Below are 25,698 nucleotides of genomic sequence, written 5' to 3' on the forward strand. Positions count from 1 at the left end.
CCTCGCGCCCCGCCCGCGACCGGCGGCTCACAGCCACTTGGACGTGAGGTGCTCGGAGGTGATGCGCCGAAGCGTGCCCGACGCGCCCCGCAGCACGATGCTCTCCGTGTAGACGTAGTCGCCCTCGCGCCGCACCCCCGCGACGAGCTGGCCGTCGGTGACCCCCGTCGCGACGAAGATCGTATTCCTGCCCTTCACCATGTCGTCGGCCTCGTAGACGTGGCCGTCGAGCGCGAGGCCGGCATCCAGCCCCTTCTGCTTCTCGTCGTCGTCCCGCGCCCAGAGCCGCCCCTGGATATGACCCCCGAGCGCCTTGATGGCGCACGCGGTGACGATGCCCTCGGGGCTTCCTCCGATGCCGACGCACATGTCGGTGCGGGCGTTGTGGCGGGCGGCGTTGATGCCGCCCGCGACGTCGCCGTCCGTCATGAGGCGCGTGCCCGCGCCCGCCTCGCGGATCTCGGCGATGAGCTTCTCGTGACGGGGGCGGTTGAGCACCGAGACGACGATCTCGTCGACGGGCTTGCCCAGGGCCTTCGCGAGCAGGCGGATGTTCTCCCCGATGGGCAGGCGGATGTCGACGACGCCGACGCCGGCCGGTCCGGTGACGAGCTTGTCCATGTAGAACACCGTCGACGCGTCGAGCATCGACCCGCGGTCGGAGACGGCGATGACCGAGAGGGCGTTGTTGCGGCCCGCGGCCGTGAGCGACGTGCCGTCGATGGGATCGACCGCCACGTCGCACTGCGGCCCCCGGCCCGTGCCGACCTTCTCGCCGTTGAAGAGCATGGGCGCGTTGTCCTTCTCGCCCTCGCCGATGACGATGACGCCGTCGAAGTTGACGGTCGTGAGGAAGGCGCGCATCGCGTCGACGGCGGCGCCGTCGGCGGCCTCCTTGGCGCCCCGACCGATGAAGGGCACCGAACGGATCGCGGCGGCCTCGGTGGCGCGGACGAGCTCGAGTGCGAGGTTGCGGTCGGGATGGAGAGGGCTCATGTCCCCCGTGATGCTCACCATGCGGGCCAGCCTAGCCAGCCGGGCGAGGCGGGCATCGGGATTCTGGACGCCTGGAAACGAAGGAATCGCGTTTCTTAACCGCCCGTCATGCGGGAGCCGTGCGGGTGGCCCGGACCCCACCCGCCGCCGGCCGCGCGCTTCGCTAGAGTGGCACGCGGCACGAGACCCGATACGAAGGAGCTGCCATGCCCGTCGCAACCCCCGAGCAGTACGCCGACATGCTGGACCGCGCGAAGGCGGGCGGCTTCGCCTACCCGGCGATCAACGTCTCGAGCTCCCAGACGATCAACGCCGTCCTGCAGGGTCTCACCGAGGCGGGCTCCGACGGCATCCTCCAGGTGACCACGGGCGGCGCCGACTACTTCGCCGGCCACACCGTCAAGGCGCGCGCGGCGGGCGCGCTCGCCTTCGCGAAGTTCGCGACGGAGGTCGCCAAGAACTACCCGGTCACCGTCGCGCTGCACACCGACCACTGCCCGAAGGAGGCCCTTCCCGGCTTCGTGATGCCCCTCATCGAGGCATCGGAGGAAGAGGTCAAGGCCGGGCGCAACCCGATCTTCCAGTCGCACATGTGGGACGGCTCGGCCGTGCCGCTGGATGAGAACATCCGGATCGCGAAGGAGCTCCTGCCCCGCCTGAAGAACATCAACGCCATCCTCGAGGTCGAGATCGGGGTCGTCGGCGGCGAGGAGGACGGCGTCGCGCACGAGGGTTCGAACGAGGCGCTCTACACGACGGTGGCCGACGTGACGAAGGCCGTCGAGGCCCTCGGACTCGGCGAGCAGGGCCGCTACATCTCCGCGCTGACGTTCGGCAACGTCCACGGCGTCTACAAGCCGGGCAACGTGAAGCTGCGTCCGGAGCTGCTCGGCGAGATCCAGGAGGGCATCGCGGCGCGCTTCGGCACCGGTCCGAAGCCCCTCGACCTGGTCTTCCACGGCGGCAGCGGTTCCACCGACGAGGAGATCGCGCTCGCCGTGGCGAACGGCGTGGTCAAGATGAACATCGACACCGACACGCAGTACGCCTTCACGCGCTCGGTCGCGGGTTACATGTTCCAGAACTACGACGGCGTGCTCAAGATCGACGGCGAGGTGGGCAACAAGAAGGCTTACGACCCGCGCGCGTGGGGCAAGGTGGCCGAGTCGGCGATGGCCGCCCGTGTCGTCGCGGCGACGCGGCAGCTCGGCTCCGCCGGCAAGTCGCAGGGCTGATCCGCACAGCCCCCCGGAACGGTCACGGATGCCCCGACCCGGCGCTCTTTCGAGGGCAGGGTCGGGGCATCCGTCGTTCTAGGCGGGGCTGCGGAAGCCGTCGAGCAGTCCGGGCGCGTCATCGGGGGCTGCGACCACGACGATCTCGTCCCCGGGACGCACGACACCCCCTCGCACGACGCGCAGGTAGGGGCCGAGGCGACGCTCTGCGGCGAACCGCTTGACCCAGCCCCGCTCGTCGGCACCGCCGACCCACCGCGAGAACGTCTGGCAGGGAGTCCGCGGCATCGTCACGGCAACCTCGACGCGCTCGCCGATGCGCCACACCTCGCCGATGCGCGCCGCGTTGACGTCGATCCCCTCGGTGCGCAGGTTCTCCCCGAAGTACCCGGGCGGCACCTCGCGTCCGAGTTCCTTCTCCCAGAACTCGGCGTCCTCCTGCGCGTAGGCGTAGAGCGCCTTGTCGAGCCCGCCGTGGTGCTTGCGGTTGACCTGCACGTCACCCCGCAGGCCGAACGGGCCGACCTTCGCCCCGCGCGCGAGGGGGCGCTTGTCGATCGCGGTCACCCCCGCGCTGCCGGCCTCGGGCAGCAGCTGATGGACGACGCAGACGGCGAGGAGGCTCGGCATCCGGCCATGATACGGGCGCCCGCCGGCGAGGCTATGCGCCGACGACGGCGGCCAGCGCGCCCCGCACCGCGGGGTCGTTCAGGAGCGGGATCAGCATGAGCGTGCTCGCGATCATGTTGAACACGATGCCGGCGACGAGCGGGATCCAGAACGTCAGTCGCGCCGCGCGCAGGCTGCGCCACGATACCCACGCCGTGGCGATCCAGCCGAGGCCCAGCACGAGCGCGGCGGCGATCCCCCACCCGCGTCCGGCCGCCGGATCCGACAGCTCCGCCTGCGCGCCCATGACCTCCAGGAGCATCTCGGCGTAGGCGGGGAAGTCCGTCAGCGCGGGGATGGAGGTGAGCACCTGGAAGAGGCCGTATCCGAGCAGGGCGAAGGTCGCGATGCGGTCGATCGTGCGACGACGGGGGTGCGCGGCGGGCGCTCGAGCCGGGGTCGCCGGGGCCGGGGGCGCCGAGGGGGGATCCGCCTCGTCGGGCGCCTGTCCCGATCGGAGCGCCCAGGTCGCGTCCGGCTGCCGGATGCGCGCCTGCTGTTCCTCCGGGCTCGCGTATTCGCCGAACTGCGGACGGGGTCGTGCGTCGCGGTCGGGATCGCTCATGCGCGGCCCCGGCCTCCGAGGCCCCGGCTGTCGCGCTGTCCGCTCGGCGACTGGCGCAGCTCCTTGGGCAGCGAGAACATCAGGTCCTCCTCCGCCGTGCGCACTTCCTCCACGTCCCGGTAGCCGGCGCCCGCCAGGTCGGCGAGCACCTCCTTCACGAGCACCTCGGGAACGGAGGCGCCGCTGGTGACGCCGACCGTCTCGACGCCCTCCAGCCACTCCTGCTTGACCTCGTCGGCGTAGTCGACGCGGTAGGCGGCCTTGGCCCCGTGCTCAAGGGCGACCTCGACCAGACGCACGCTGTTGGAGGAGTTGGCGGATCCCACGACGATGACGAGGTCGGCGTCGCGCGCGACCTTCTTGATCGCGACCTGCCGGTTCTGCGTCGCGTAGCAGATGTCGTCGGAGGGCGGATCGCTCAGCTGGGGGAAGCGCTCCCGCAGCCGGCGCACGGTCTCCATCGTCTCGTCGACGGACAGCGTGGTCTGCGAGAGCCACACGACCTTCGACGGGTCGCGCACCTCGACCGTGTCGGCGTCCTCGGGCGAGTTGACCACCGTGACGTGGTCGGGCGCCTCGCCCGCGGTGCCCTCGACCTCCTCGTGCCCGTCGTGGCCGATCAGCAGGATCTCGAAGTCGTCGCGCGCGAACCGCACCGCCTCGCGATGCACCTTGGTCACGAGCGGGCACGTGGCGTCGATGGCCTGCAGGCGCCGGTCGGATGCCGCGGAGACGACCGCGGGAGAGACGCCGTGCGCGCTGAAGACCACGTGCGCGCCCTCCGGAACCTCGTCGACCTCCTCCACGAAGACCGCCCCCTTGCTCTCGAGCTCGGTCACGACGTGGATGTTGTGCACGATCTGCTTGCGCACGTAGACGGGTGCCCCGTAGCGCTCGAGCGCCTTCTCGACGGCGACGACGGCTCTGTCCACACCCGCGCAGTATCCACGGGGAGCGGCCAGCAGCACCCGCTTCTGTCCGGGCACCGGGATATCCTGAAGCCGGCCCGAACGCCCCGGGATGCGGGGAACGGGCATGTGGACGGTCGGGGTAGTCACCCTGACGATTGTACGGGCGTGCCCCCGCGCACGGGCCGAGTGCCGCCCCGCACGCCCCGACGAGGATGAGATGACGACGTTCCAGCCCGCCGTCGCAGACGGCGAACAGCCCCCCGCCGACTCCGTGCACCCGCGCGAGTCGAGCCCGCAGGCCCCCACGTCGGTCTCACGGCTGAACGAGACCATCCGCGGCTTCGTGGAGAAATGGGGCTCGGTCTGGGTCGAGGGCGAGATCACCTCCTGGAACGTGCGCGGCGGGAACGTGTTCGGCCGTCTCAAGGACCGCGGGACCGACGCGACGCTGTCGTTCCGCCTGTGGTCGAGCACACGCTCGCGCCTGACCGAGGACATGGCGGTCGGCGACCATGTCGTGACCTGCATCAAGCCGGACTACTTCGTCCGCTCGGGCGATTTCTCCTTCACCGTGTCCGCCATGCGGCACGTCGGCCTCGGCGAGCAGCTCGAGAAGCTCGAACGACTTCGCGCGGCGCTGCGCGCGGAAGGCCTGTTCGATCAGGCCCGCAAGAGGCCGCTGCCGTTCCTGCCCCACGTCATCGGGCTGATCACCGGCGAGCGCTCGGACGCCGAGAAGGACGTGCACCGCAACGCCGAGCTGCGGTGGCCGCAGGTCCGCTTCCGCACGATCCACGCCGCCGTCCAGGGCGATCGCTGCGTCCCCGAGACGATCGGCGCGCTCCGGCGGCTCGACGCCGACGCCGACGTCGACGTCATCATCATCGCGCGCGGCGGCGGCGACCCGCAGACGCTCCTCGGCTTCAGCGACGAGCGGCTGCTGCGGGCCGTTGCCGCGGCATCCACCCCGGTCGTCAGTGCGATCGGGCACGAGAACGACCACCCCCTGCTCGACGACGTCGCCGACCTGCGCGCGTCGACGCCGACGGATGCCGCCAAGCGCGTCGTGCCCGACGTCTCCGAGCAGCGGGCGATGGTCGCCCAGCTGCGGGCCCGCCTGGGCTCCCGGCTGCAGCAGCGGGTGGCCCACGACATTGCGCAGCTCGAGCAACTGCGCTCGCGGCCCGTGCTGCGCGCGCCCGAGCGCGGGCTCGACGAACGCGCTGCGCAGGTCGCGCAGGCGATCGGGCGGGGACGCGCCGCCGTGGATCGCCTCATGGCGCACGCCGACCGCCGGTCCGCCGAGCTGCGCGCCACCCTGCGCGCGCTGAGCCCGCAGCACACGCTCGACCGCGGATACGCGATCGTCCAGATGAACGACCGCATCGTGCGCGATCCCCGCGACGCCCCGGAGGGCGCGGAGGGATTCGTGCGCGTCGCAAACGGCCAGTTCGCCGTGCGCTCGCTCGGCGGCACGGCACCGTGAGGCGGCAGAGCGCGCGCACGCGCGTGAGAGGATGGGAATCATGACGGAGCAGGCCGACACCGCCACGCTCTCGTTCGAGCAGGCACGTGACGAGCTGCAGCGAGTGGTCGCGCAGCTCGAGCAGGGATCCCCCACTCTCGAGGAGTCCCTGCAGCTGTGGGAGCGCGGCGAGGCGCTCGCTCAGCGATGCGAGGAATGGCTCCTCGGCGCCAAGCGCCGGCTGGATGCCGCGCGCGGCACCGACGCGTCCGAGCGATCGGGGGCCTGACATGGCCCGCGTCGTCGCCGAGCTCGGCAGGCCCGAGACCCCCGAGGAGACCGCCGCGCGCAAGGCGGAGTCGTCGGCGCGCTACCGCTCCAGCCAGACCTTCCGCAATCTCATCGCGGCGCTTCTGGTCACGGTGGGGATGGTGGTCGTGATGGTCTTCGTGGTGCCGCGCGGGGAGCTGCCCGAGCGCGCCAGCATCGATCCGGCCCCCATCGCCGAGCAGGTCGCCGAGACCTATCAGCGCCCCGTCCTGGTTCCCGCCGCGCCGCAGGAGTGGCGCGTGAACGCCGCCTCCGTCAGCTCGGAGTCCGCCGGCACCTCCACCTGGGACATCGTCTACGCGCCGGGCGAGCAGGGGTTCCTGCGCTTCTCGCAGGCCTTCGACGCGGAGGAGACCTGGGCCCGCGGGGAGCTGCGCGGCACGGCCCCCGCCGACGAGATCGACCTCGGGGGCGTGAGGTGGCAGGTCTTCGAGCCCCGCGATCCGGCGCAGACGGGGAACATCTCGTACGCGCTCGGCACGCAGGCCGGCCCCGACTACGTCCTCGTCTACGGATCGACGCCCGCCGAGCTCACCGAGCAGCTGGCGGCGACATTGGCCACCCAGATCACCGACCTCCAGGAGGAGCGCCCATGAACGACCGCCCCACCCCCGCGAAGGTCTGGACCGAGATGAAGCGCGGCAACGCGCGCTTCGTCGCGGGAGAGCCGCGCCACCCGCGACAGGACGTCGAACGCCGCAACGAGCTGGCCACGGCACAGAAGCCCCGGGCGGCGCTGTTCGGATGCTCCGACTCGCGCCTGGCGGCGGAGATCATCTTCGACAAGGGCCTCGGCGACCTGTTCGTCGTTCGCAACGCCGGCCAGGTGATCTCGGACTCCGTCGTCGGCAGCCTCGAGTACGCCGTCGCCGTGCTCGATGTCTCCCTCATCGTCGTCCTCGCCCACGACGCCTGCGGCGCCGTGGGCGCGGCGATCGAGAGCACCCGCTCGGATGCGCCCGAGCTGCCCGCCCTCATCTGGCGCCAGATCGCGCCGATCGTGCCAGCCGCCCGCTCCGTCCTGGCGGCGGGCGCGGATCAGGGCGTCACTCCCGAGACGGTGGATGCCGAAGAGGTCGGTCGCGCGCACCTGCGCAACACCGTCGCCGAGCTGCTGCGCGCCTCCGAACTGATCAGCGAGGCCGTCGCCGACGGGCGCGTCGCCATCGTCGGCGCCAACTACCGCCTCGCCGAGGGCACCGCGATCCCCGAGGTGGTCGTCGGCCGGACCGACGACGCCGCGGCCTGATCCCACCCGGACAAGAACCACTCACAGGAGGACAACGACGTGACCGACACCGCCTACCGCATCGAGCACGACACCATGGGCGAAGTGCGCGTTCCCGCATCCGCCCTCTACGGCGCTCAGACCCAGCGGGCCGTCGAGAACTTCCCGATCTCGGGCGACAGCCTCGACCCCGCGCAGATCGTCGCCCTCGCCCGCATCAAGAAGGCGGCCGCGCTCGCCAACAAGGAGCTCGGCACGCTCGAGGGCGACATCGCCGACGCCATCGCCGCCGCAGCCGACCGGGTGATCTCGGGCGAGCACGCCGACCAGTTCCCGATCGATGTCTACCAGACCGGCAGCGGCACCTCGTCGAACATGAACATGAACGAGGTGCTCGCCACCCTGGCTTCCGCGAGCCTCGGACGACCCGTCCACCCGAACGACCACGTCAACGCGTCGCAGTCCTCGAACGACGTCTTCCCCACCTCCGTGCACGTCGCCGTCACGCAGGAGCTCATCGACGACCTCATCCCCGCCCTGGACCACCTCGCGGTCGCCCTCGAGGAGAAGGCCGAGTTGTGGAAGGACGCCGTCAAGTCCGGGCGAACCCACCTCATGGACGCCACGCCGGTCACGCTGGGACAGGAGTTCGGCGGGTACGCGCGCCAGATGCGCCTCGGCATCGAGCGCGTCCACGCCGTGATCCCGCGCGTCGCCGAGGTGCCCCTCGGCGGCACGGCCGTAGGCACGGGCATCAACACGCCCCTGGGGTTCCCGCAGAAGGTGCTCGAGCTGCTGGTGGCCGAGACGGAGCTGCCGATCACCGAGGCGAAGGACCACTTCGAGGCGCAGGCCAACCGCGATGCGCTCGTCGAGGCATCCGGAGCGCTGCGGACGGTGGCGGTCTCGCTGACGAAGATCAACAACGACCTGCGATGGATGGGCTCCGGCCCCAACACGGGCCTCGGCGAGCTCCACATCCCCGACCTCCAGCCGGGTTCGTCGATCATGCCCGGCAAGGTCAACCCCGTCGTCCCCGAGGCGACGCTCATGGTGTGCGCGCGGATCATCGGCAACGACGCGACGATCGCGTGGTCCGGCGCCTCGGGGTCGTTCGAGCTGAACGTGGCGATCCCCGTCATGGGAACGGCGCTGCTGGAATCCATCCGGCTCCTGTCCAATACCGTGCGCGTGCTCGCCGACAAGACGATCCGCGGGCTCGAGGCCAACCTCGAGCGCGCGGCTGCCTTCGCGGGCATGTCGCCGTCGATCGTGACGCCGCTGAACAAGCTGATCGGATACGAGGCGGCGGCGAAGATCGCCAAGCACAGCGTCGCGAAGGGCATCACCATCCGTGAGGCGGTCATCGACCTCGGCTACATCGAGCTCGGCGAGCTCACCGAGCAGCAGCTCGACGAGAAGCTCGACCTGCTCTCGATGACGCACGCGGGCTGATCCGCACCCGGAACGCGGCGCGGCGAGCGCGAGAGCGCGTCGTGGCCGGATAATATGACCATGACGCGCGAGCGGCGACCCATTCCCGCAAGGGCACTGATCCTGGGCGCCATCCTCTCCGTCGCGGCTCTGGGGTTCGCGATCGTGGGCGGGGTGACGTTCCTCGTTCAGCGGGATCGCACGCTCATCGAGATCGACGACCGCCTGGGGGCTCTCGTCGAGTCACTGGGGGAGGTGGCCGATCTGTCCGTGATCGTGGAAGACGACGCCGCTGCGGAGGCGGCCCGCCGAGGCGACGACTTCGCCGACGTCGGGGAGTACCTCCGGGCCGCCGTGTCGCGCCTCGTGCCCGCCCGCACGGAGGCGTCCCTGGCCGTGGTCGACGGCGACGTCGCCTTCCGCACGGCGGGCGGCTTCAGCGACGCCCTCGTCGCCGATCCCGACTTCGTCGCGGACGCCGTCGCGCGCACCCTCACGACCGACCCGCGCGGCGCCGTCATCGAGAACGCCTCGGTGGACGGCATGGACGTGCGCTACCTCGCGGTGCCGGTGGAGGTGCGCGGCGACGACAGCCAGGGCGTGTACATCCGCGCCGTGAACGTCACGCGCGAGCTGGCGCCGGTCACGGCATCCTTCCTGACCTACACCGTCGCCGCCCTCGCGACCCTGACCGCCATGGGCGTCGTCGGCTGGTTCGTCGCGGGACGCATCCTCTCCCCCATCCGCCGCATGCGCGAGACCGCCGACTCGATCACCCCGACCGATCTGCGCGCCCGCCTCCCCGCGGAGGGCAACGACGACCTGTCCGACCTCAGCCGCACCGTCAACTCCATGCTCGACCGCCTCGAGGGGTCGATCGACAGCCAGCGTCAGCTGCTGGACGACGTGCGGCACGAGCTCAAGACCCCGATCACGATCGTGCGCGGCCACCTCGAGATGATGGTCGTCTCGAATCCGAGCGACGTCGCGGGGACCCGCGACATCGGAATCGCGGAGCTGGACCGCATGACGCGCCTCGTGGAGGACATCGACCTGCTCTCCTCCGCAGAGGGCGACCAGTTCGATTTCTCCCCCGTCGAGCTCGGCGACCTCACGGAGCGGATGGGGGACCTCGTCGAGGGAATCCCCGGGCACACCTGGCACCTCACGCGATCGGCGCGCGGCCTCATCGAGGCCGACCGCGACCGCCTGCTGCAGGCCTGGCTGCAACTGGCCGACAACGCCTCCAAGTACACCCCGCAGGGCTCGCCGATCGAGATCGGAAGCGACATCGACCCGCTCACGGCGCGACTCTGGGTGCGCGATCACGGCCCCGGCATCCCGCCCGCGGCGCGCCGCCGCATCTTCCATCGGTTCGCCCGCGCCGACCATCGCACGGTAGGCGGGTCGGGCCTCGGCCTCGCGATCGTCGACGCGATCGCCAAGGCGCACCAGGGCACCTGCGTCGTCACGGACACCCCCGGGGGCGGCGCCACCTTCACGATCCACGTGCCCGTCTCGCAGAGCGTGGGGCAATCGCTCCCCTCGCCCGTTCGCGCCGGCGACGTCGTGCTCCAGAGAGAGGCCACCGGATGACGCACATCCTCATCGCCGAAGACGAGCCGCGGATCTCGTCGTTCGTCGCGCGCGGACTCGAGTCCGCCGGCTACACCGCGACCATCGTCGAGAACGGGCACGAGGCCCTCGAGTACGCGCTCGACCGCGATGTGGACCTCGTGCTGCTCGACGTGGGCCTGCCGGGGATGGACGGCTTCGAGATCCTCCGGCATCTGCGCGGCCAGGGATCGACCGTGCCCGTCATCATGCTGACCGCGCGCAGCAGCACCCGCGACACCGTGCAGGGGCTGGATGCCGGGGCCAACGACTACGTCGCGAAACCCTTCAAGTTCGACGAGCTGCTCGCACGCGTGCGCTCTCGCCTGCGCGAGACGGTCTCGGCGGGCGCCCCGGGCATCGTCCACGGCGACATCAGCCTCGACCCCCTCACGCGCCGGGCTCTCGTCGGCGGCAAGGAGCTCGACCTCTCGGCCCGCGAGTTCGCCCTGGCCGAGCAGTTCCTGCGCCATCCCGGGCAGGTGCTGAGCCGGGAGCAGCTGCTCTCGAGCGTGTGGGGCCTGGACTTCGACCCGGGCTCGAACGTCGTGGACGTGTACGTCCGCTACCTCCGCAGCAAGTTCGGCGCCGACCGGATCTCCACCGTGCGCGGCGCGGGCTACCGCTGGCAGTGAGCCCGCCGACCGCGTGACGCGGGGCGCGCGCCCTCGGGGCACGAAGAAGCCCCCGGCGCTGGGGGGACACCGGGGGCTGGGAGACGTTCGAGCTGGGGGCCTCGCGTCTCTTCGTCAATCCCGCCACGAAGGGAGGGGGGCGGGATTGCGTCTTCCGACACACCGCCGAACTGGGACATCGGCGGTGACCGGACCCGCTCGCGCGGGCGTGTGTGAAGTTCTTATCCTCTAGGATGCCCCCGCGGAATGAGAGGGGGCTCGGAAGGGGATGAGACTTCTCTCACACGGGCGGTCCCAGCCGCCCCCGCATCACGAGAGCTCCCCCACCTCCAGCAGCTCCGTCACGAGGGCGGCGATGGCGGAGCGCTCGGAGCGCGTGAGCGTGACGTGGCCGAAGAGTCCGTGTCCCTTGAGCGATTCGATGACGGACGCGACGCCGTCGTGGCGGCCCACCCGCAGGTTGTCGCGCTGACCCACGTCGTGGGTCAGCACGACGCGCGAGTTCTGGCCCATCCGGCTGAGCACGGTCAGGAGCACGTTGCGCTCGAGTGACTGCGCCTCGTCGACGATCACGAACGCATCGTGGAGCGACCGGCCGCGGATGTGGGTCAGCGGGAGCACCTCGAGAAGCCCCCGCTCGACGACCTCCTCGAGCACGTTCCCCGACACCACGGAGCCGAGGGTGTCGAAGACCGCCTGACCCCAGGGGTTCATCTTCTCCGCCTGGTCGCCGGGGAGGTAGCCGAGCTCCTGCCCGCCGACGGCGAAGAGCGGGCGGAAGACGATGATCTTGCGCTGCTGCTGCCGCTCGAGCACGGCCTCGAGCCCGGCGCACAGGGCGAGGGCCGACTTCCCGGTTCCGGCGCGACCGCCGAGCGAGACGATGCCCACGTCGGGATCCAGGAGCAGGTCGATCGCGATGCGCTGTTCGGCAGATCGCCCGTGCAGGCCGAAGACGTCGCGGTCGCCGCGAACGAGGCGGAAGTCCTTCTCGCCCGTGACGCGGCCGAGGGCGGATCCGCGCTCGGAGTGGATGATCAGGCCCGTGTTGACGGGCAGCCCCGCGACGGCGTCGTGGGATCCGACCTCGCTCTCGTAGAGATCGCTCATCTCGTCCCCCGAGAGGTCGACGCCGGCGATACCGGTCCATCCCGAATCCACGGCCTGCTCTGCGAGGTACTCCTCGGCGTGCAGGCCGAGGGAGGCGGCCTTCACCCGCATCGGCAGATCCTTGGAGACGACCGTGACCTCCTGTCCGTCGCGGGCCAGGTGCATCGCCACGGCCAGGATGCGCGTGTCGTTGTCGTTCAGCCGCATTCCCGAGGGCAGCACCTGCGGGTCGGTGTTGTTCAGCTCGACACGCAGCGTGCCGTCGTGCCCGGCCGGCACGGGGAAGTCGAGGCGCCCGTGCTCGACACGCAGCTCGTCGAGATGACGCAGCGCCTGACGGGCGAAGTAGCCGATCTCGGGATCGTGGCGCTTGCCCTCCAGCTCGGTGATGACGACGACGGGGATGACGACGCTGTGCTCCGCGAAGCGGAAGAACGCCCGCGGATCGGACAGGAGCACCGACGTGTCGAGCACGTATGTGCGCAATGCCTGATCGGCCGATGCCCCGTCTTCTTCGCGCGGCGAGCGACGCGCGTCGATGATCGTGTCTTGCTGGTGCGATGCCGCTGTGGTCACAACCTGCTCCCGACCCGGGCGTATCCCCGGTGCCTGCGCGTCGACCACTGGAGTTGCGAGTCGCACAGATGTGGCCGACCCGACCGGGCGCCTTGCCCGATGTGACGAAGGTACGACCGCGTCGCGCACCGACGCCATCCGACACGCCCCCCGCGAGGTTACGGACGCGTTAATTCGCAGTGCACGACGGTCACCGCCCGAATCGGCGCTCGCGCGAGCCGAAATCCCGGATCGCGCGCAGGAAATCGACCTCGCGCAGGTCGGGCCCGAGCGCCTCGACGAAGTAGAACTCGCTGTGCGCGCTCTGCCACAGCAGGAAGTCCGAGAGCCGCTGCTCCCCCGAGGTGCGGATCACGAGGTCGGGGTCGGGCTGCCCGCCCGTGTACAGGTGCTCCCCGATCTGCTCGGGCGTGAGGCTCGCAGCCAGCTCCTCCAGCGAGCCACCGGTACCGCCGTGCGCGGCGATGATGCTGCGCACGGCGTCGACGATCTCGCTGCGGCCCCCATACCCCACGGCCAGGTTCACGTGCAGACCCGTGTTGGCTCTCGAGCGCTCCTGCGCCTCGCGGAGGACTCGGGACAGATCGTCGGGGAGGCCCTCCGCACGCCCCACGTGCTGCACGCGCCAGTCGCGCTCCCGTGAGATCTCGTCCGCCAGCTCGGCGATGATCTCCAGCAGATCCTGGAGCTCGCGGGTGTCGCGCTTGGCGAGGTTGTCGTGGGAGAGCAGGTAGAGCGAGACGACCCGCACGCCCACGTCGTCGCACCAGGTCAGGAACTCGCGCATCTTGGCGGCGCCGGCGCGGTGGCCGTGCGCGGCGGTGTCGTACCCGAGCTGGCGGGCCCAGCGTCGGTTGCCGTCGATCATCATCGCGACATGGCGGGGCACCTGCTCGGCGTGGATCTCGCGGCGCAGCCGGCCGATGTAGAGCCGATAGAGGGGACCCCGGCCCTCATCACGTCGGCGACTCATCACGTGCCTACGCTACTCGCCGCCACGGGCGGATGCGCGCGCCGCCACCGGCGCGGCACGCGGTGCCGCATATCGCGGCATCCGGTTCCGCTATGTGCGCCGCGCGGCATGCGGCCGCGCCTACGCTGGAACCGTGAGTCGTCGCTCGCGCTCCCGCGCCCCCGAGGTCCCCGTCCTTCCGCTGATGCAGGCCGCCGACGTCGATGCCGCGGTCGAGACGCGGCCGACGTGGCGCGGGTGGATCCACGCCGGCACGTTCCCCGTGGCCATCGCCGCCGGGATCGTCCTCATCGCGCTCGCCCAGGGCGCGCCCGCCAAGTGGGCGTCGGCGGTCTTCGCGGCCACGTCGCTGCTGCTGTTCGGCAACTCCGCGCTGTATCACCGCTTCGACTGGTCTGCGCGCACCAAGGCCGTGCTCAAGCGCATCGACCACGCCAACATCCTGCTCCTGATCGCGGGCACCTACACCCCGATCGCCGTGCTCGCGCTCCCGCCCGACAAGGGCGCCCTGCTGCTGTCCATCGTGTGGGGCGGGGCGGTGCTGGGCATCCTTTTCCGGGTGTTCTGGATCGGGGCTCCGCGCTGGCTGTACGTCGCACTGTACCTCGCCCTCGGGTGGGCCGCCGTGATGTACATGGCCGATCTGTTCGAGGCCAACGCCGCCATGATGATCCTCGTGATCGCCGGAGGGCTGCTGTACACGGCGGGGGCCGTCGTCTACGCCGTCAAGCGGCCCAACCCCTGGCCCGGCCACTTCGGCTTCCACGAGATCTTCCACGTGTGCACGGTGCTGGCTTTCCTCTGCCACTGGAGCGCCGCGCTGCTCATCGCGCTCGACCCGGTCTACAACCCCTGATCGCCGCGGCGTCCCGCCTCTCCGGGTTCCTCCCCGTCAGGTTTGTCGCCCTCCGCGCGACCGCCGACCGCGTGCGCGCCACCCCGCGCGGCCGGCTCGCCTCCGCGGGCCTCGGCGTCCAGACGCTCGTCGATCTCCTGGCGATAGCGCGTGCGGCGGATGCGGCGCTGCATGTCCCAGACGAGCACGATCACCGCGACGACGAGCACGACCATGATGGCGAAGCCGGTGAATCCGGGGGTCACGAGTTCGTCGGGGGGCTCGAGCGGTGCGGGCGACGGCGTCGCCGCGAGGCCGACGACGGACAGCGTGAGAGTGTGCCCGATGTCCGTCGCGAAATGCATCCGTCGTGTCCTCTTCCGCGCCGCGAAGCGCCTAGCCTGGAATCTCCAGCCTAATCCGTCCCCCGAAGGTGCTCATGAGCGTGCAGGCCCGCCTCGACGAGCGATACGGTCGCGGTCGCGCCACCGGCCGCCGCGGCGCCCTCATCGCGGGCATCGTCGCCATCGTGCTCGCCGTCGCCGGCACGGCGTGGTTCGCGATCGCCACGACGCTCGACGACGTCCGCGCCGACGGCGTGTCTTTCACGGTCGTGGACGAGCACACGGTCGAGGTGGGCTTCCAGGTCTCCGGACCGGCCGACCGCGAGATCGCCTGTGCCGTCGAGGCGCTCGACGAGGAGTTCGGCGTGGTCGGCTGGCGGGTCGTCGTGTACGAGGCGACGGGCGAGCGCACCCGTGTCATGTCGGAGCGGGTGCCCACCGTCGCGGCGGCCACGACGGGTTTGGTGAACTCCTGCTGGGTCACCTAAACTTTCGACACCCACGACGCCCTGGCACGACGCCGGGGCGTTTTGGCATGTCGGACGGGAATGCCCCGCGGCCGAGCCGCGTCACCCACGAACGAAGGAGAATCCGTGTCTCAGGATGCCCAGGTCACCTTCCTCACCCAGGATGCCTACGACCGACTCGCCACCGAGCTCGAGCACCTCTCGACCACGGGCCGCGAGGAGATCGCCGCGCGCATCGAAGCCGCCCGCGAAGAGGGCGACCTGCGGGAGAACGGCGGATACCACGCGGCCAAGGACGAACAGGGACGGCAGGAGGCGCGCATCCGCACGCTCCAGCACCTGCTCGCCACGGCGGAGGTGGGCGATGCCCCCGAGTCCAACGGCATCGTCGCGCCCGGCACCGTCGTGACCGCGAAGGTGGCGGGACGGGAGCTGCGCTTCCTTCTCGCCAATCGCGAGCTCGCGGCGGACTCGGCCCTCTCGGTGTACAGCGAGGCGAGCCCGCTCGGCGCGGCGATCCTCGGCCTCAAGGAGGGCGACACGACCGCGTACGCCGCCCCCAACGGCCGGGAGATGCCGGTCGAGATCGTCTCCGTGGAGACCTACGCGGGCGACTGAGTCCGCTCGCCCTCCCGGATGCGTGGGGGGCGCACGGCGTGCTCAGTCGGGAACGACGACCGGCCGGAAGCCCGCCTTCTCGAGGGTCTGGAGCGTGAGCGCCTTGTGGTCCTCGCCGCGTGTCTCGACACTGATCTGGAGGATGACCTCGCTGATCTGCAGCCCCTGACCGTGGCGGGTGTGCATCACCTCGGTGACGTTGGCGCCCGCCTGCGCGACGAGCTCGGAGACCTGGGAGAGCTGCCCCGGGCGGTCCGGCAGCGGGATGCGGAGGGTCATGTACCGACCCGACGCGGCCAGACCGTGCGCGATCACCCGCTGCATCAGGAGCGGGTCGATGTTGCCGCCGGAGAGCACCGGGATGGTCGGTCCGGTGGCGGACACCTTGCCGGCCAGGATCGCGGCGACCCCCACGGCACCGGCGGGCTCCACGACGACCTTGGCCCGCTCGAGGAGTACCAGCAGGGCGCGGGCGATGTCGTCGTCGCTCACCGTGACCACCTCGTCCACGAGGTCGCGGATGATCCCGAACGGCACGTCGCCGGGGCGCGAGACCAGGATGCCGTCGGCGATCGTGGGTCGAGTGAGGACGTCCACCGGATGCCCCGCCTCGAGCGAGGGAGGGTAGGCCGCGGCGTTCTCCGCCTGCACCCCGATGATGCGCACGGCGCGGCCGGTCGCGGCCGCCCGCGCACGCACGGCCCCCGCGACGCCCGCGAGCAGCCCGCCGCCGCCGATGCCGACGATGATGGTCTCGACCTCGGGCAGATCGTCCATCAGCTCGAGGCCGAGGGTGCCCTGGCCCACGACGATGTCGCGATGGTCGAAGGGGTGGATCAGCACGGCGCCCGTGCGCTCGGCGAACTCGGCCGCGAGGCGCAGGGGGGTCTCGACCGTGGCGCCCTCGAGCACGACCTCGGCGCCGTAGCCGCGCGTCGCGAGCAGTTTGGGCACGGGCACGCCCAGCGGCATGAAGATCGTGGCGGCGATGCCCAGCTCCTGCGCCGCGAGCGCGACGCCCTGCGCGTGGTTGCCGGCCGAGGCCGCGACGACGCCCCGCGCGCGCTCCTGTGCCGTCAGGCGTGAGAGCCGGTAGGTCGCGCCGCGGATCTTGAACGAGCCCGTCCGCTGCAGGTTCTCGAGCTTGAGGTGCACCGGGACCCCGAGCATCTCCGTCAGCGAATGCGAGAGCTCCAGCGGAGTGTGGCTGATGACGCCGCGCAGGCTGCGCGCGGCATCCTCGAATTCGGACAGGGCGGGCAGGTCGGTGAGGAGTTTCTCTGGCGCGGTCATCGGCGGGTCTTCCTGTTGCGGGGCACGGTGCTCCAGATGAGGTCGGCCGAGACGGGCGAGGTGTCGACCCCCACGCGTCTGCGGGCGATGGAGACCGCGAAGACATTGACGAACGCCGCCAGCGGAACCGCGAAGAGGGCTCCCGGGATGCCGGCGATCATCGCCCCTCCCGCGACGACGAGGACGACCGCGAGGGGGTGCACCTTCACTGCGGAGCCCATCAGGATCGGCTGCAGCACGTGGCTCTCGATCTGCTGCACGCCGAGGACCACGACGAGCATCCAGAAGGCGATCCACGGCCCGTTGTAGACCAGGGCCAGGAACACCGCGAGCGCGCCCGTCACGATCGCGCCGATGAACGGCACGAACGCGCCGAGGAAGACCAGCACCGCGATGGGGATCGCCAGGGGCACGCCGAGCAGCAGCGCGCCGAGCCCGATGCCGACGGCGTCGATCGTGGCGACGAGCAGCTGGGTGCGCGCATAGGTCACCACCGTGGCCCAGCCGGCGTGCGCGGCGTCGTCCACGGCGGGGCGAGCGGCCCGCGGGAACAGCCGCAGCGTCCAGCGCCAGATCCCGCCGCCGTCGGCGAGGGTCGTGATGAGGATGAACAGGGCCAGCAGCGCACCCGTCGCGACGTGACCGAGCGTCGTGCCGAACGCGAGCGCGCCCGAGAGGAGCAGCTCCGCCTGCTCCTGGATGAGCTGCCAGCCCTCCACGAGCCATCCGTCGATCTGCGTGGCCGTGAGATGCAGCGGCCCGTCGATCAGGAACTCCCGCAGCTGCACGACGGCGTCCGCCGTGCGCTCCTGGACGCTCGCCCACTGGCGCGAGACCTGCCAGATCACGAGCCAGAACAGCCCCGTCACGGCGGTGATGGTGCCGAGCAGCGACAGCACGATCGCGAGCCACCGGGGAAAGCGGTGCCGCAGCATCCACGTGAAGGCCGGCCACAGCAGCGCCGTGATGAGGATCGCCACGAGCAGCGGGATGACGAGGAGCTTCAGCTGGATGACGAGCCAGACCGCCACCGCCGCAGCGCCCGCGATGACGAGGAACCGCCAGGCGTAGGCCGTCGCGATCCGCAGTCCGCGCGGCACGGAGCCGGTCGTCTCGGTGGACACCGTCCGCTCGCGCAGCACGTCGGCCAGACGTCTGCGGGGAGGATCGGGGCTCTCGCTCACCCGGCAAGTCTAGAAGCAGCACCGAGCCGGGTGCCGCACCGCGCCCGGGCCGCGCGGCGCCGCCGCTAGGCTGGCGCGGATGAGCCCGACCCTCCCCCGCACGCTCAGCCCGGCCGCGCCCGCTCGCCCCGGGCGAAGGGCCGCGCGCGGCAGGACGATGCCGGCATGACGGTGCCGGCATGAGACGGGGCGCCGCCGCGATCGTCGCGAGCGGGGTCGTCCTGGTCGCCTCCGTCGCGGTCGTCGCGTGGGTCGTCTTCGGCCGAGGACCCTCCGCCGACGACGCCGCCGCCCGCTACGTCGCCGCGCTGGGCGCGGGGGATCTCGACGCGCTGCGCGACCTTGAGGCCGTCGACGCCGGCACCGCCGCGCTCGCGTTCGAGGCCGCGACCTCTCGCGTGGAGGACGCCGAGATCACCGGCATCCGCACGGAGGGCGATCACGCGGTCGTGGAGGCCACCGGCCGGATCGCAGACGCCGAGCGGCCCCTCGACTTCTCCCTCCGTCGAGAGGAGGGAGAGTGGGTGGTCGAGGACAACCTCGGCCGGCTCGAGGTGACGACGACCCTCGGCGACACGCTGCGGGTGGGGGACGCCGACGTGCCGGCCGGCTCCGTCGGCCTGCTCCCGGCCGGGTACACCGTCTCGCCCGCTCCGGGTGAGGTGCTGGAGGGCTCGCAGGACGTGTCCATCGGCAGCGGGCAGACCGTGGCCGTCGCGATCGCCGCCCGCCTGCGGGACGACGCGGCCGCTCGGGCGCAGCCGCTCCTCGACGCGTACACGGCCTCGTGCACGACGACCGCCGACGCCGTTCCCGCGGCCTGCGGGCTGCGCATCCCGTGGGCGGCAGACCTCGCCACCGCCGACCGGTTCGCCTACCGGGTCGAGCGGATGCCGCAGCTGACGTTCGAGGGTGCGGGGCTCTTCGCCGCCGTCGGCGGCGACTACGTCGTGACGGTCTCCGGCACCACGCGCGAGGGCGCGGCGGCCACGGTCACCTTCCGCGACGACGACTGGACGTTGCGGGGCTCCTACGACCTCGGCGGCGGCGAACTGGCGCTGCGACCGTTCTGACTCAGAACTGGATGCGGGGGGGCTCCGAGATCGCGGCGCCGTTCTCGACCTCGAAGAATTCGCGCTCGCGGAAGCCGAGCCGCCTCGCGAAAAGGGCGCTGGGGAAGACCTTGATCTTCGAGTTGAGCTCGCGGACCCCGCCGTTGTAGAACCGCCGGGACGCCTGGACCTTGTCCTCGGTGTCGGCCACGGCGTGCTGCAGCTGGAGGTAGTTCTGGCTCGCCTGCAGCTGCGGGTACGCCTCCGCGACGGCGAACAGCGACTTCAGCGCGCGCTGCATGTGGCCTTCCGCGACCCCCGACTGCGCGGGGCCCTCGGCTGCGAGCGTCTCGGCGCGCGCCTGCGTGACGCTCTCGAAGACGCCGCGTTCGTGCGCCGCGTAGCCCTTCACCGTCTCGATGAGGCTCGGCAGCAGATCGGCGCGCCTCTTCAGCTGCACCGTGATGTCGCTCCATGCCTCGTCGACGCGCGCGCGCAGCGCCACGAGCGAGTTGTAGGTGGCCCAGAGATAGATGCCGATGATGACGACGAGCGCCACGACGATCAGAATCGGGACGAGCCATTCCCACATGAGTGTCTCCTGCGCGTGCGGACGTAAACCCCTCCATCGTAGTCGCGCGGGTCCCGCGCGACCTGGGACGCCGGTGGGTATCCCCGCGTGCGCTCCGCGTCGCCGACCCGGTGGGCTACAGTGGAGGGCGCAAGGGGAGTATTCCCGATCGCGGCGGACCCGTCACTACGGACTCGATGTCGAGTCCCGGCCCGCCGGCCCCCCGGGGTGGAAGAGACCTTGACGAGAACCGTCACCGTCTTTTGGAGTACCCGTGAACGTCACGCCCCTTGTCTGGATCATCACGATCGCCGTCACGATCGCCTTCTTCGTCTACGAGTTCTTCGCGCACGTGCGAAAGCCCCACGAGCCCACGATCGGCGAGTCCGCCCGATGGTCGGCCTTCTACATCGCCCTCGCTCTTCTGTTCGGCGTGGGCATCGGCGTCGTCTCGGGCTGGGACTTCGGCGGCGAGTACTTCGCGGGCTATCTCACCGAGAAGGCGCTCTCGATCGACAACCTGTTCGTCTTCCTTCTGGTCATGGCCGGCTTCGCCGTCCCCAAGGCCTACCAGCAGAAGGTGCTGATGATCGGGATCGTGATCGCGCTCATCCTGCGCGGTGCGTTCATCGCGGTCGGCGCGACGCTCATCGAGAACTTCTCCTGGATCTTCTACCTCTTCGGCGCGCTCCTGCTCTTCCTGGCCTGGAGGCAGGCGTTCTCCGACCACGAGGACAACCCCGTCGACGGCCGGTTCATGCGCTTCGTCAGGCGCCACCTGCGCGTCACCGACGAGTACCGCGGCGACCGCCTGACGGTCCGCGAGGGCGGCGTGCTCTTCGTCACCCCGATGATGCTCACGATCATCGCGATCGGCTTCGTCGACCTCATCTTCGCCGTCGACTCCATCCCCGCCATCTACGGACTGACGAACGAGGCGTACATCGTCTTCACCGCGAACGCCTTTGCGCTGATGGGGCTGCGTCAGCTGTTCTTCCTCATCGGCGGACTGCTCGAGCGCCTCGTGTACCTCGCGCAGGGTCTCGCCGTCATCCTCGCCTTCATCGGCGTGAAGCTCGTCTTCCACGCGCTCCACGTCAACGAACTGCCGTTCGTCAACGGCGGGCGACACGTGGAGTGGGCGCCGGAGATCCCGATCTGGTTCTCGCTTCTGTTCATCGGTGCGACGATCGCGGTGGCCACCGTCGCCAGCCTCATCAAGACCCGTCGCGACGCGCGCGGGCTCGACGCACAGGTCGAGGAGGTGCGCGGCGAGGGCGTCGAGGGAGAGATCCGCTACGACGACGAGGCCGCGCGAGCGACCGATCGCGGTCGCTCGACCGACTGAGCACCGCGCCGCTCCACCACGCATGATGGACGCCCCTCGCCCGTCGGGCGGGGGGCGTCCATCGTGCGTACCCGAATCGGCGGCGGACGGCAGGCTCACGGTCGGGAACGCCGGTTCCAGCGTGCCCGCGCGTACCCCCGGTGGGACTCGAACCCACACTGAAGCGATTTTAAGTCGCCTGCCTCTGCCATTGGGCTACGGGGGCGTCGCCGCGGGGCGACGGCTCCAGTATCCCGGACGCCGTGCGTCTCAGCGGGATGCGGCCGCCTTCGCCGCGTCCACGGCCTCGGGCTTGTCGGCCTCCTTGCCCGCGCCGCGCGGCTCGGCCGGCGGCGTGACGGGCGGCTGCGCGGGCCGCGGACGGGCCGCGAACTCCTCGAACACGTACCGCGGGTTCTGCACCGTCTGCAGGTTGACCAGGTCGCGGCCGAGCAGCAGGTTGTTGCACCAGCCCCCGATCACACGCAGCTTGCGCTCCCACGTCGGCATCGCGAGCCCGTGATAGCCGCGGTGGGCGAGCCACGCGAGGGGCCCGGTGAAGCCGATCTTGCCCTTCTGGAACGCACCCCGGCCGAGCCCCAGGCCGGCCACCGCGCCGAGGTTCTTGTGCACGTAGTCGCGCGGGGCCTCGCCACGAAGCACGGCGGTGATGTTCTTGGCCAGCAGCTTTCCCTGACGCACCGCGTGCTGCGCGTTGGGGACGCAGAAGCCGCCCACGCCGCCGCCGGTGAGGTCGGGCACGGCCGAGACGTCGCCGGCCGCCCAGGCTCCCTCGACGATCTCCTCGTCGGTGCCCACGCGCAGGTCGGGTCGGGTGACGATGCGTCCCCGCTCCTCGACCGGGAGGTCGCTGCCGCGCACCACCTGCGGGTTGGCCATGACTCCCGCCGTCCAGATGATGAGGTCGGTGGCGATGACGTCGCCCGTGGAGAGCTCGACGTTGCCGTCGACGGCACCCTTGACCTGCGTGTCGAGGTGCACGAAGGCCCCGCGCTGGGCCAGCTCGGCGAGCACCTTCTCGCTCGTGGCGAGCGATACCTCGGGCATGATGCGGCCCATGGCCTCGATGAGGTGGAAGTGCGTGTCGTCGAACGTCAGCTGGGGGTAGGCCCCGAGAAGCGCCGACGCGAGGGAGCGCAGCTCGGCGAAGACCTCGATGCCGGCGAATCCGCCGCCGACCACCACGACCGTCAGCAGGCGGTCGCGCTCGGGGCCCGGAGGCAGCAGCGCGGCCTTGTCGAAGTTCGACATCAGGCGGTCGCGGATCGCCACGGCCTCCTCGATCGACTTGAGGCCGATCGCGTTGTCGGCGATACCGGGGATCGGGAAGGTGCGCGAGACGGCACCGGCCGTCACGACGATCTGGTCGTACTCCTGCTGCCACGGCTCGCCCACGGGCGGCGTGATCGTGGCGAGCTTGTGGGCGTGGTCGATGCCCGTGACTTTCGCGGTGATGACCGTCGAGCGCTTCAGGTGGCGACGGAGGGCGACGACCGAGTGCCGAGCCTCGATCGAGCCGGCCGCGACCTCGGGGAGGAAGGGCTGGTAGGTCATGTAGGGCAGCGGGTCGACGACCGTGATCTCGGCCTCGCCCTTGCGGAGCGTCTTCTCGAGCTTCCACGCCGTGTAGAAGCCGGCGTAGCCGCCTCCGACCACGAGGATCTTGGGGACGGCGGGTGCGCTGGTGGCAGTGCTGTTCACAGAGCTGGTCACGATGGGGGGTAACTCCTCAGAGGATCACGGAGTCGAGCGCGGCTGTGTGCGCGCCGATCGGATGCGTCGGACAGCTGCGGTGACGCCGAGCGCGACCAGGATACCAGCCACGGTCCCCGCCACGAGCGGAAGCGTGCCGTACCGCAGGCTATCCGCCGACGGCAGCAGCGCCGAGGCTGGCTCGCTGGGCGGATCGGCGGGGGGCAGCGGCGGGATCTCGGCGGCGGTTTCGTCCGCCTGTTCGGGCTGAGGGTCGACGTCGGCGCGCCGGTACAGGCGGATCCATTCGGCGAGGTCGCCCATGGGGTTGGCGCTCACCGGCGCCACCTCGGCCTCCACCGCGGCCTGGGCGTTGACGATCCCGTATCCGTAGAGCGGATCGGGCCGCGCCGAGGCCGCCGGCGCCGGCGTCGCGGTTTGGACGAGGCGATTGACGACGCCCGCGAGGTCGAGCCGGGGATGCGCGGCGCGCACGAGGGCGGCGACCCCGGCGACGATGGGCGCGGCCCCGCTGGTACCGCTCCAGCGCACGATGCGGCCGTCCGCGGACACGCCCAGCAGCTCCTCGCTGGGCGCCGAGACGCCGATCGTGATGCCCTGGGTGGATGCCTCGACGCTCGCGGCACCGGACGGGTCGACACCGCCGACCGTGAGCACGCCGGGGATCGTGGCCGGCGCCCCCACGAGCGTGGTGCCGCTGCCCCGGTTGCCCGCCGCGACGACGATGACGACGTCGTTGTCGAAGGCGTACTGGAAGGCCTCGTCCCACAGGGGGTCCCAGTCGAGGGTGTTCGTCGTGAACGAGAGGTTGATGACCGTGGCGCCCTGGTCGACCGCCCACGTGATCGCGGTCGCGACCTGCTCCACGAAGGGCACCCGGCCGGCCTGCCCGAACCCGAGCGAGATCGAGAGCAGGGACGCCTCGGGGGCCACTCCGATCATCCCGGTGCCGTCGCCCGTGCCCCGACCCGCCGCGAGCGAGGCCACCCACGAGCCGTGGTTGGCATCGATGGCCCCGACCGGGGTGCGGCCGTCGGAGCTGCCGGAGCCGGAGACATCCGTTCCGCCCACGACGGCGCCGGCGAACTCGGGCGGTCCTGCGCCGATCCCGGTGTCGATGATCGCGATCGTCTGACCCGCGCCCCGCGTCGTCTGCCACGCCGCACGGATGCCGAGGGAGTCGAGCCAGTACTCGGCCTTGCGGATGGGGTCGGCGGGGTCGTCGGGAAAGGCCGGCGCTGCGGTCGTCGGGACGAGGGCGGCGGCGGTCGCGGCGGCGGGGGCCGCCGGTGCGAGGGCGAGCGCCAGGGCCACCAAGGCGGCGAACGACGCGCGCGCGACCCTCATCCGCGGGGTCCGGGCTCGGCGCACACGCAGACCTCGGGGCTCCACCGCGAGCGGGCCAGGGCGAGGTCGCCGATCGGGTTGACCCCCGGTCCGGCCGCCAGGGCGTGGCCGGCGAGCGCGTGCAGGCACTTCACCCGGGTGGGCATGCCCCCGGCCGAGATCCCGGCGACCTCGGGCACGTCGCCGTAGGGCGCGCGGTCGTCGAGGTACGCGCGGTGGGCGGCGGCGTACGCCGCCCGCATGTCGTCGTCGGCATCGAGATCGTCCTGCAGCTGGGCCATGACGTGCGTGGCCTCGAGCTCGCTCATCGCCGCGGTCGCACCGGGGTGCGTGAGGTAGTAGAACGTGGGGAACGGCGTGCCGTCGGGGAGCCGGGGCGCGGTCGCCACGACGGTGGGGTTGCCGCACGCGCACCGCGCCGCGATACCGATCACTCCGCGAGCCGGCCTGCCCAGCTGCGCGCGCACGACGGCGAGTTCGGCCTCGGTCGGCGGATCGTAGGGCGGGGTGCTCACCCTTCCAGGCTAACGCCGACGCGGCCCGCGCCGACGCCGGCGCCGCTCAGCCCGCGGGCGTGCCGCCCTCGCCGGGAGCCGAATGCGTCTGGCGCACCGTCGCCGACAGCCCCGCCTGCGTGACCGAGCCCAGCAGCTGCGTCATCCAGTCGGTACGGGTCTCGGTGACCTCCGCGCTGACCGGGGTCTCCTCTGCCGGCAGCAGCGAGGCGTCGAGATCGTTGAGGACGAGGTAGACGACCTCCCCCGGGCGCGTGTAGTACAGCCGCTCCCGCGCCTGCGTGGTGATGTAGGCGGGATCGCCCCACCGCTCCTGCTGCGCCTCGAGCTCGGCGACGTCGGCCTCGGCCGCCGTCACGGATGCCTCGAGCGCGGCGATGTTCTGGCGCTGCTGCACGAAGGTGCCCACGGTGGGCACGAGGACGAAGGCGGCGAGGACGACGAGCCCCATCATCACGACCATGAAGCCCGACAGCCGGATGCCGCCCAGCCAGCCGCGCACGTCGACCTGGCGCCGCGGCGCCCGGCCCTCGTCCCGGCGTGCGCCGCGGCGGCGTGCCGCCTGGGGCGCACGGGCGGGGCCGGCGGCATCCGGGGTGCGCGGCACTGCTCCCGGGACGGGTCCCCCGAAGAGCCCGGAGGGGGGAGCCGGTCGTTTCGCCATGACTCC

General features: G+C 71.4%; 27 protein-coding genes and 1 tRNA gene. 13 read left to right on the forward strand and 15 right to left on the reverse strand.

The genetic code is table 11. The features are described from left to right. Nucleotides 1-27: 27 nt before the first annotated feature. Nucleotides 28-1,017 (reverse strand): class II fructose-bisphosphatase, encoded by a 990-nt coding sequence (gene glpX / locus ACIGCK_RS04190; protein WP_330170059.1) that lies wholly within the window; start codon nucleotides 1,015-1,017, stop codon nucleotides 28-30. Between the two features lie 185 nt (nucleotides 1,018-1,202). Between glpX and fbaA the strand changes: the two genes are divergently transcribed. Next, complete coding sequence (gene fbaA / locus ACIGCK_RS04195) at nucleotides 1,203-2,231, forward strand: class II fructose-bisphosphate aldolase (RefSeq protein WP_396664057.1); 1,029 nt, start codon at nucleotides 1,203-1,205, stop codon at nucleotides 2,229-2,231. A gap of 78 nt (nucleotides 2,232-2,309) precedes the next feature. Here fbaA and ACIGCK_RS04200 read toward each other — a convergent pair whose 3' ends face one another. From ACIGCK_RS04200 to ACIGCK_RS04210, 3 genes are read right to left on the reverse strand one after another with little or no spacing between them, the layout of a single operon-like run. Then, nucleotides 2,310-2,861: an MOSC domain-containing protein gene (locus ACIGCK_RS04200; protein WP_396664059.1), complete on the reverse strand. Its 552-nt coding sequence runs from the start codon at nucleotides 2,859-2,861 to the stop codon at nucleotides 2,310-2,312. A 31-nt stretch (nucleotides 2,862-2,892) separates the two neighbouring features. Beyond that, nucleotides 2,893-3,465 (reverse strand): DUF6264 family protein, encoded by a 573-nt coding sequence (locus ACIGCK_RS04205; RefSeq protein ID WP_396664061.1) that lies wholly within the window; start codon nucleotides 3,463-3,465, stop codon nucleotides 2,893-2,895. Continuing rightward, the gene (locus tag ACIGCK_RS04210; RefSeq protein WP_396664706.1) at nucleotides 3,462-4,502 is read right to left on the reverse strand and encodes a 4-hydroxy-3-methylbut-2-enyl diphosphate reductase; all 1,041 of its coding nucleotides are present in this window, start codon (nucleotides 4,500-4,502) and stop codon (nucleotides 3,462-3,464) included. Before ACIGCK_RS04210 ends, ACIGCK_RS04205 begins: the two co-directional genes overlap by 4 nt. A 91-nt stretch (nucleotides 4,503-4,593) precedes the next feature. Between ACIGCK_RS04210 and xseA the strand changes: the two genes are divergently transcribed. Genes xseA through ACIGCK_RS04245 form a run of 7 tightly spaced genes read left to right on the forward strand, consistent with a single transcriptional unit; the run spans nucleotide 4,594 to nucleotide 11,082 of the window. Beyond that, a complete protein-coding gene (gene xseA, locus ACIGCK_RS04215; RefSeq protein ID WP_396664063.1) occupies nucleotides 4,594-5,862 on the forward strand; it encodes an exodeoxyribonuclease VII large subunit in 1,269 nt (422 codons plus the stop codon). Nucleotides 5,863-5,902: 40 nt separating this feature from the next. Beyond that, a complete protein-coding gene (locus tag ACIGCK_RS04220) occupies nucleotides 5,903-6,130 on the forward strand; it encodes an exodeoxyribonuclease VII small subunit (protein WP_330170064.1) in 228 nt (75 codons plus the stop codon). Between the two features lies 1 nt (nucleotide 6,131). After that, complete coding sequence (locus tag ACIGCK_RS04225) at nucleotides 6,132-6,767, forward strand: DUF4245 family protein (protein ID WP_396664065.1); 636 nt, start codon at nucleotides 6,132-6,134, stop codon at nucleotides 6,765-6,767. Beyond that, nucleotides 6,764-7,420: a carbonic anhydrase gene (locus tag ACIGCK_RS04230; RefSeq protein ID WP_396664067.1), complete on the forward strand. Its 657-nt coding sequence runs from the start codon at nucleotides 6,764-6,766 to the stop codon at nucleotides 7,418-7,420. Before ACIGCK_RS04225 ends, ACIGCK_RS04230 begins: the two co-directional genes overlap by 4 nt. Nucleotides 7,421-7,459: 39 nt before the next feature. After that, complete coding sequence (locus ACIGCK_RS04235; RefSeq protein WP_396664069.1) at nucleotides 7,460-8,854, forward strand: class II fumarate hydratase; 1,395 nt, start codon at nucleotides 7,460-7,462, stop codon at nucleotides 8,852-8,854. A 60-nt stretch (nucleotides 8,855-8,914) separates the two neighbouring features. Then, complete coding sequence (locus tag ACIGCK_RS04240; RefSeq protein ID WP_396664071.1) at nucleotides 8,915-10,429, forward strand: ATP-binding protein; 1,515 nt, start codon at nucleotides 8,915-8,917, stop codon at nucleotides 10,427-10,429. Next, entirely contained in the window at nucleotides 10,426-11,082 is a 657-nt protein-coding gene (locus ACIGCK_RS04245; protein ID WP_330170069.1) for a response regulator transcription factor, read from the forward strand. Before ACIGCK_RS04240 ends, ACIGCK_RS04245 begins: the two co-directional genes overlap by 4 nt. Before the next feature lie 309 nt (nucleotides 11,083-11,391). On the opposite strand, the gene ACIGCK_RS04250 is transcribed toward ACIGCK_RS04245, so the two are convergent. Both ACIGCK_RS04250 and ACIGCK_RS04255 read right to left on the reverse strand, forming a co-directional pair. Beyond that, on the reverse strand, nucleotides 11,392-12,768 hold the full coding sequence (locus ACIGCK_RS04250) for a PhoH family protein (RefSeq protein ID WP_396664073.1): 1,377 nt from the start codon (nucleotides 12,766-12,768) through the stop codon (nucleotides 11,392-11,394). Between the two features lie 190 nt (nucleotides 12,769-12,958). After that, nucleotides 12,959-13,741 carry an isoprenyl transferase gene (locus tag ACIGCK_RS04255; protein WP_330172042.1) on the reverse strand — a complete coding sequence of 261 codons (783 nt, stop codon included), beginning with the start codon at nucleotides 13,739-13,741 and terminating at the stop codon, nucleotides 12,959-12,961. A 184-nt stretch (nucleotides 13,742-13,925) separates the two neighbouring features. Between ACIGCK_RS04255 and ACIGCK_RS04260 the strand changes: the two genes are divergently transcribed. Continuing rightward, nucleotides 13,926-14,597, forward strand: a complete 672-nt coding sequence (locus ACIGCK_RS04260; RefSeq protein ID WP_330172043.1) for a hemolysin III family protein — start codon at nucleotides 13,926-13,928, stop codon at nucleotides 14,595-14,597. Here the strand turns inward: ACIGCK_RS04260 and ACIGCK_RS04265 are convergent. After that, nucleotides 14,585-14,941 carry a hypothetical protein gene (locus ACIGCK_RS04265; RefSeq protein ID WP_396664075.1) on the reverse strand — a complete coding sequence of 119 codons (357 nt, stop codon included), beginning with the start codon at nucleotides 14,939-14,941 and terminating at the stop codon, nucleotides 14,585-14,587. The genes ACIGCK_RS04260 and ACIGCK_RS04265 overlap by 13 nt on opposite strands. A gap of 74 nt (nucleotides 14,942-15,015) precedes the next feature. Between ACIGCK_RS04265 and ACIGCK_RS04270 the strand changes: the two genes are divergently transcribed. Both ACIGCK_RS04270 and greA read left to right on the forward strand, forming a co-directional pair. Beyond that, nucleotides 15,016-15,408 (forward strand): DUF4307 domain-containing protein, encoded by a 393-nt coding sequence (locus ACIGCK_RS04270; RefSeq protein WP_396664077.1) that lies wholly within the window; start codon nucleotides 15,016-15,018, stop codon nucleotides 15,406-15,408. Nucleotides 15,409-15,513: 105 nt separating this feature from the next. Continuing rightward, a complete protein-coding gene (greA, locus tag ACIGCK_RS04275) occupies nucleotides 15,514-16,005 on the forward strand; it encodes a transcription elongation factor GreA (protein ID WP_330170072.1) in 492 nt (163 codons plus the stop codon). A 42-nt stretch (nucleotides 16,006-16,047) separates the two neighbouring features. Here greA and ilvA read toward each other — a convergent pair whose 3' ends face one another. Both ilvA and ACIGCK_RS04285 read right to left on the reverse strand, forming a co-directional pair. Continuing rightward, on the reverse strand, nucleotides 16,048-17,298 hold the full coding sequence (gene ilvA / locus ACIGCK_RS04280; RefSeq protein ID WP_396664079.1) for a threonine ammonia-lyase: 1,251 nt from the start codon (nucleotides 17,296-17,298) through the stop codon (nucleotides 16,048-16,050). Continuing rightward, on the reverse strand, nucleotides 17,295-18,482 hold the full coding sequence (locus tag ACIGCK_RS04285) for an AI-2E family transporter (protein ID WP_396664081.1): 1,188 nt from the start codon (nucleotides 18,480-18,482) through the stop codon (nucleotides 17,295-17,297). The genes ilvA and ACIGCK_RS04285 overlap by 4 nt, the downstream gene beginning before the upstream one ends. 179 nt (nucleotides 18,483-18,661) lie before the next feature. Here ACIGCK_RS04285 and ACIGCK_RS04290 point away from each other — a divergent pair, with 179 nt between their 5' ends. Further along, entirely contained in the window at nucleotides 18,662-19,555 is an 894-nt protein-coding gene (locus ACIGCK_RS04290) for a hypothetical protein (protein ID WP_396664083.1), read from the forward strand. A gap of 1 nt (nucleotide 19,556) precedes the next feature. On the opposite strand, the gene ACIGCK_RS04295 is transcribed toward ACIGCK_RS04290, so the two are convergent. Next, entirely contained in the window at nucleotides 19,557-20,126 is a 570-nt protein-coding gene (locus ACIGCK_RS04295; RefSeq protein ID WP_396664084.1) for a LemA family protein, read from the reverse strand. A 253-nt stretch (nucleotides 20,127-20,379) separates the two neighbouring features. Here ACIGCK_RS04295 and ACIGCK_RS04300 point away from each other — a divergent pair, with 253 nt between their 5' ends. Continuing rightward, complete coding sequence (locus ACIGCK_RS04300; protein ID WP_396664085.1) at nucleotides 20,380-21,453, forward strand: TerC family protein; 1,074 nt, start codon at nucleotides 20,380-20,382, stop codon at nucleotides 21,451-21,453. Nucleotides 21,454-21,585: 132 nt separating this feature from the next. Here ACIGCK_RS04300 and ACIGCK_RS04305 read toward each other — a convergent pair. The 5 genes from ACIGCK_RS04305 to ACIGCK_RS04325 form a co-directional block, all read right to left on the reverse strand. Next, nucleotides 21,586-21,658, reverse strand: a tRNA-Leu gene (locus ACIGCK_RS04305). Between the two features lie 44 nt (nucleotides 21,659-21,702). Further along, nucleotides 21,703-23,166 (reverse strand): NAD(P)/FAD-dependent oxidoreductase, encoded by a 1,464-nt coding sequence (locus tag ACIGCK_RS04310; RefSeq protein ID WP_396664086.1) that lies wholly within the window; start codon nucleotides 23,164-23,166, stop codon nucleotides 21,703-21,705. Nucleotides 23,167-23,190: 24 nt separating this feature from the next. Beyond that, a complete protein-coding gene (locus ACIGCK_RS04315) occupies nucleotides 23,191-24,513 on the reverse strand; it encodes a S8 family serine peptidase (RefSeq protein ID WP_396664088.1) in 1,323 nt (440 codons plus the stop codon). Further along, entirely contained in the window at nucleotides 24,510-25,028 is a 519-nt protein-coding gene (locus ACIGCK_RS04320) for a DUF501 domain-containing protein (protein ID WP_396664090.1), read from the reverse strand. The genes ACIGCK_RS04315 and ACIGCK_RS04320 overlap by 4 nt, the downstream gene beginning before the upstream one ends. Before the next feature lie 46 nt (nucleotides 25,029-25,074). Further along, the gene (locus ACIGCK_RS04325; protein WP_396664092.1) at nucleotides 25,075-25,692 is read right to left on the reverse strand and encodes a septum formation initiator family protein; all 618 of its coding nucleotides are present in this window, start codon (nucleotides 25,690-25,692) and stop codon (nucleotides 25,075-25,077) included. Between the last annotated feature and the right edge of the window lie 6 nt (nucleotides 25,693-25,698).

It is taken from the genome of Microbacterium sp. NPDC078428 (assembly GCF_044542535.1).
GTDB classification, from domain to species: Bacteria; Actinomycetota; Actinomycetes; order Actinomycetales; family Microbacteriaceae; genus Microbacterium; species Microbacterium limosum.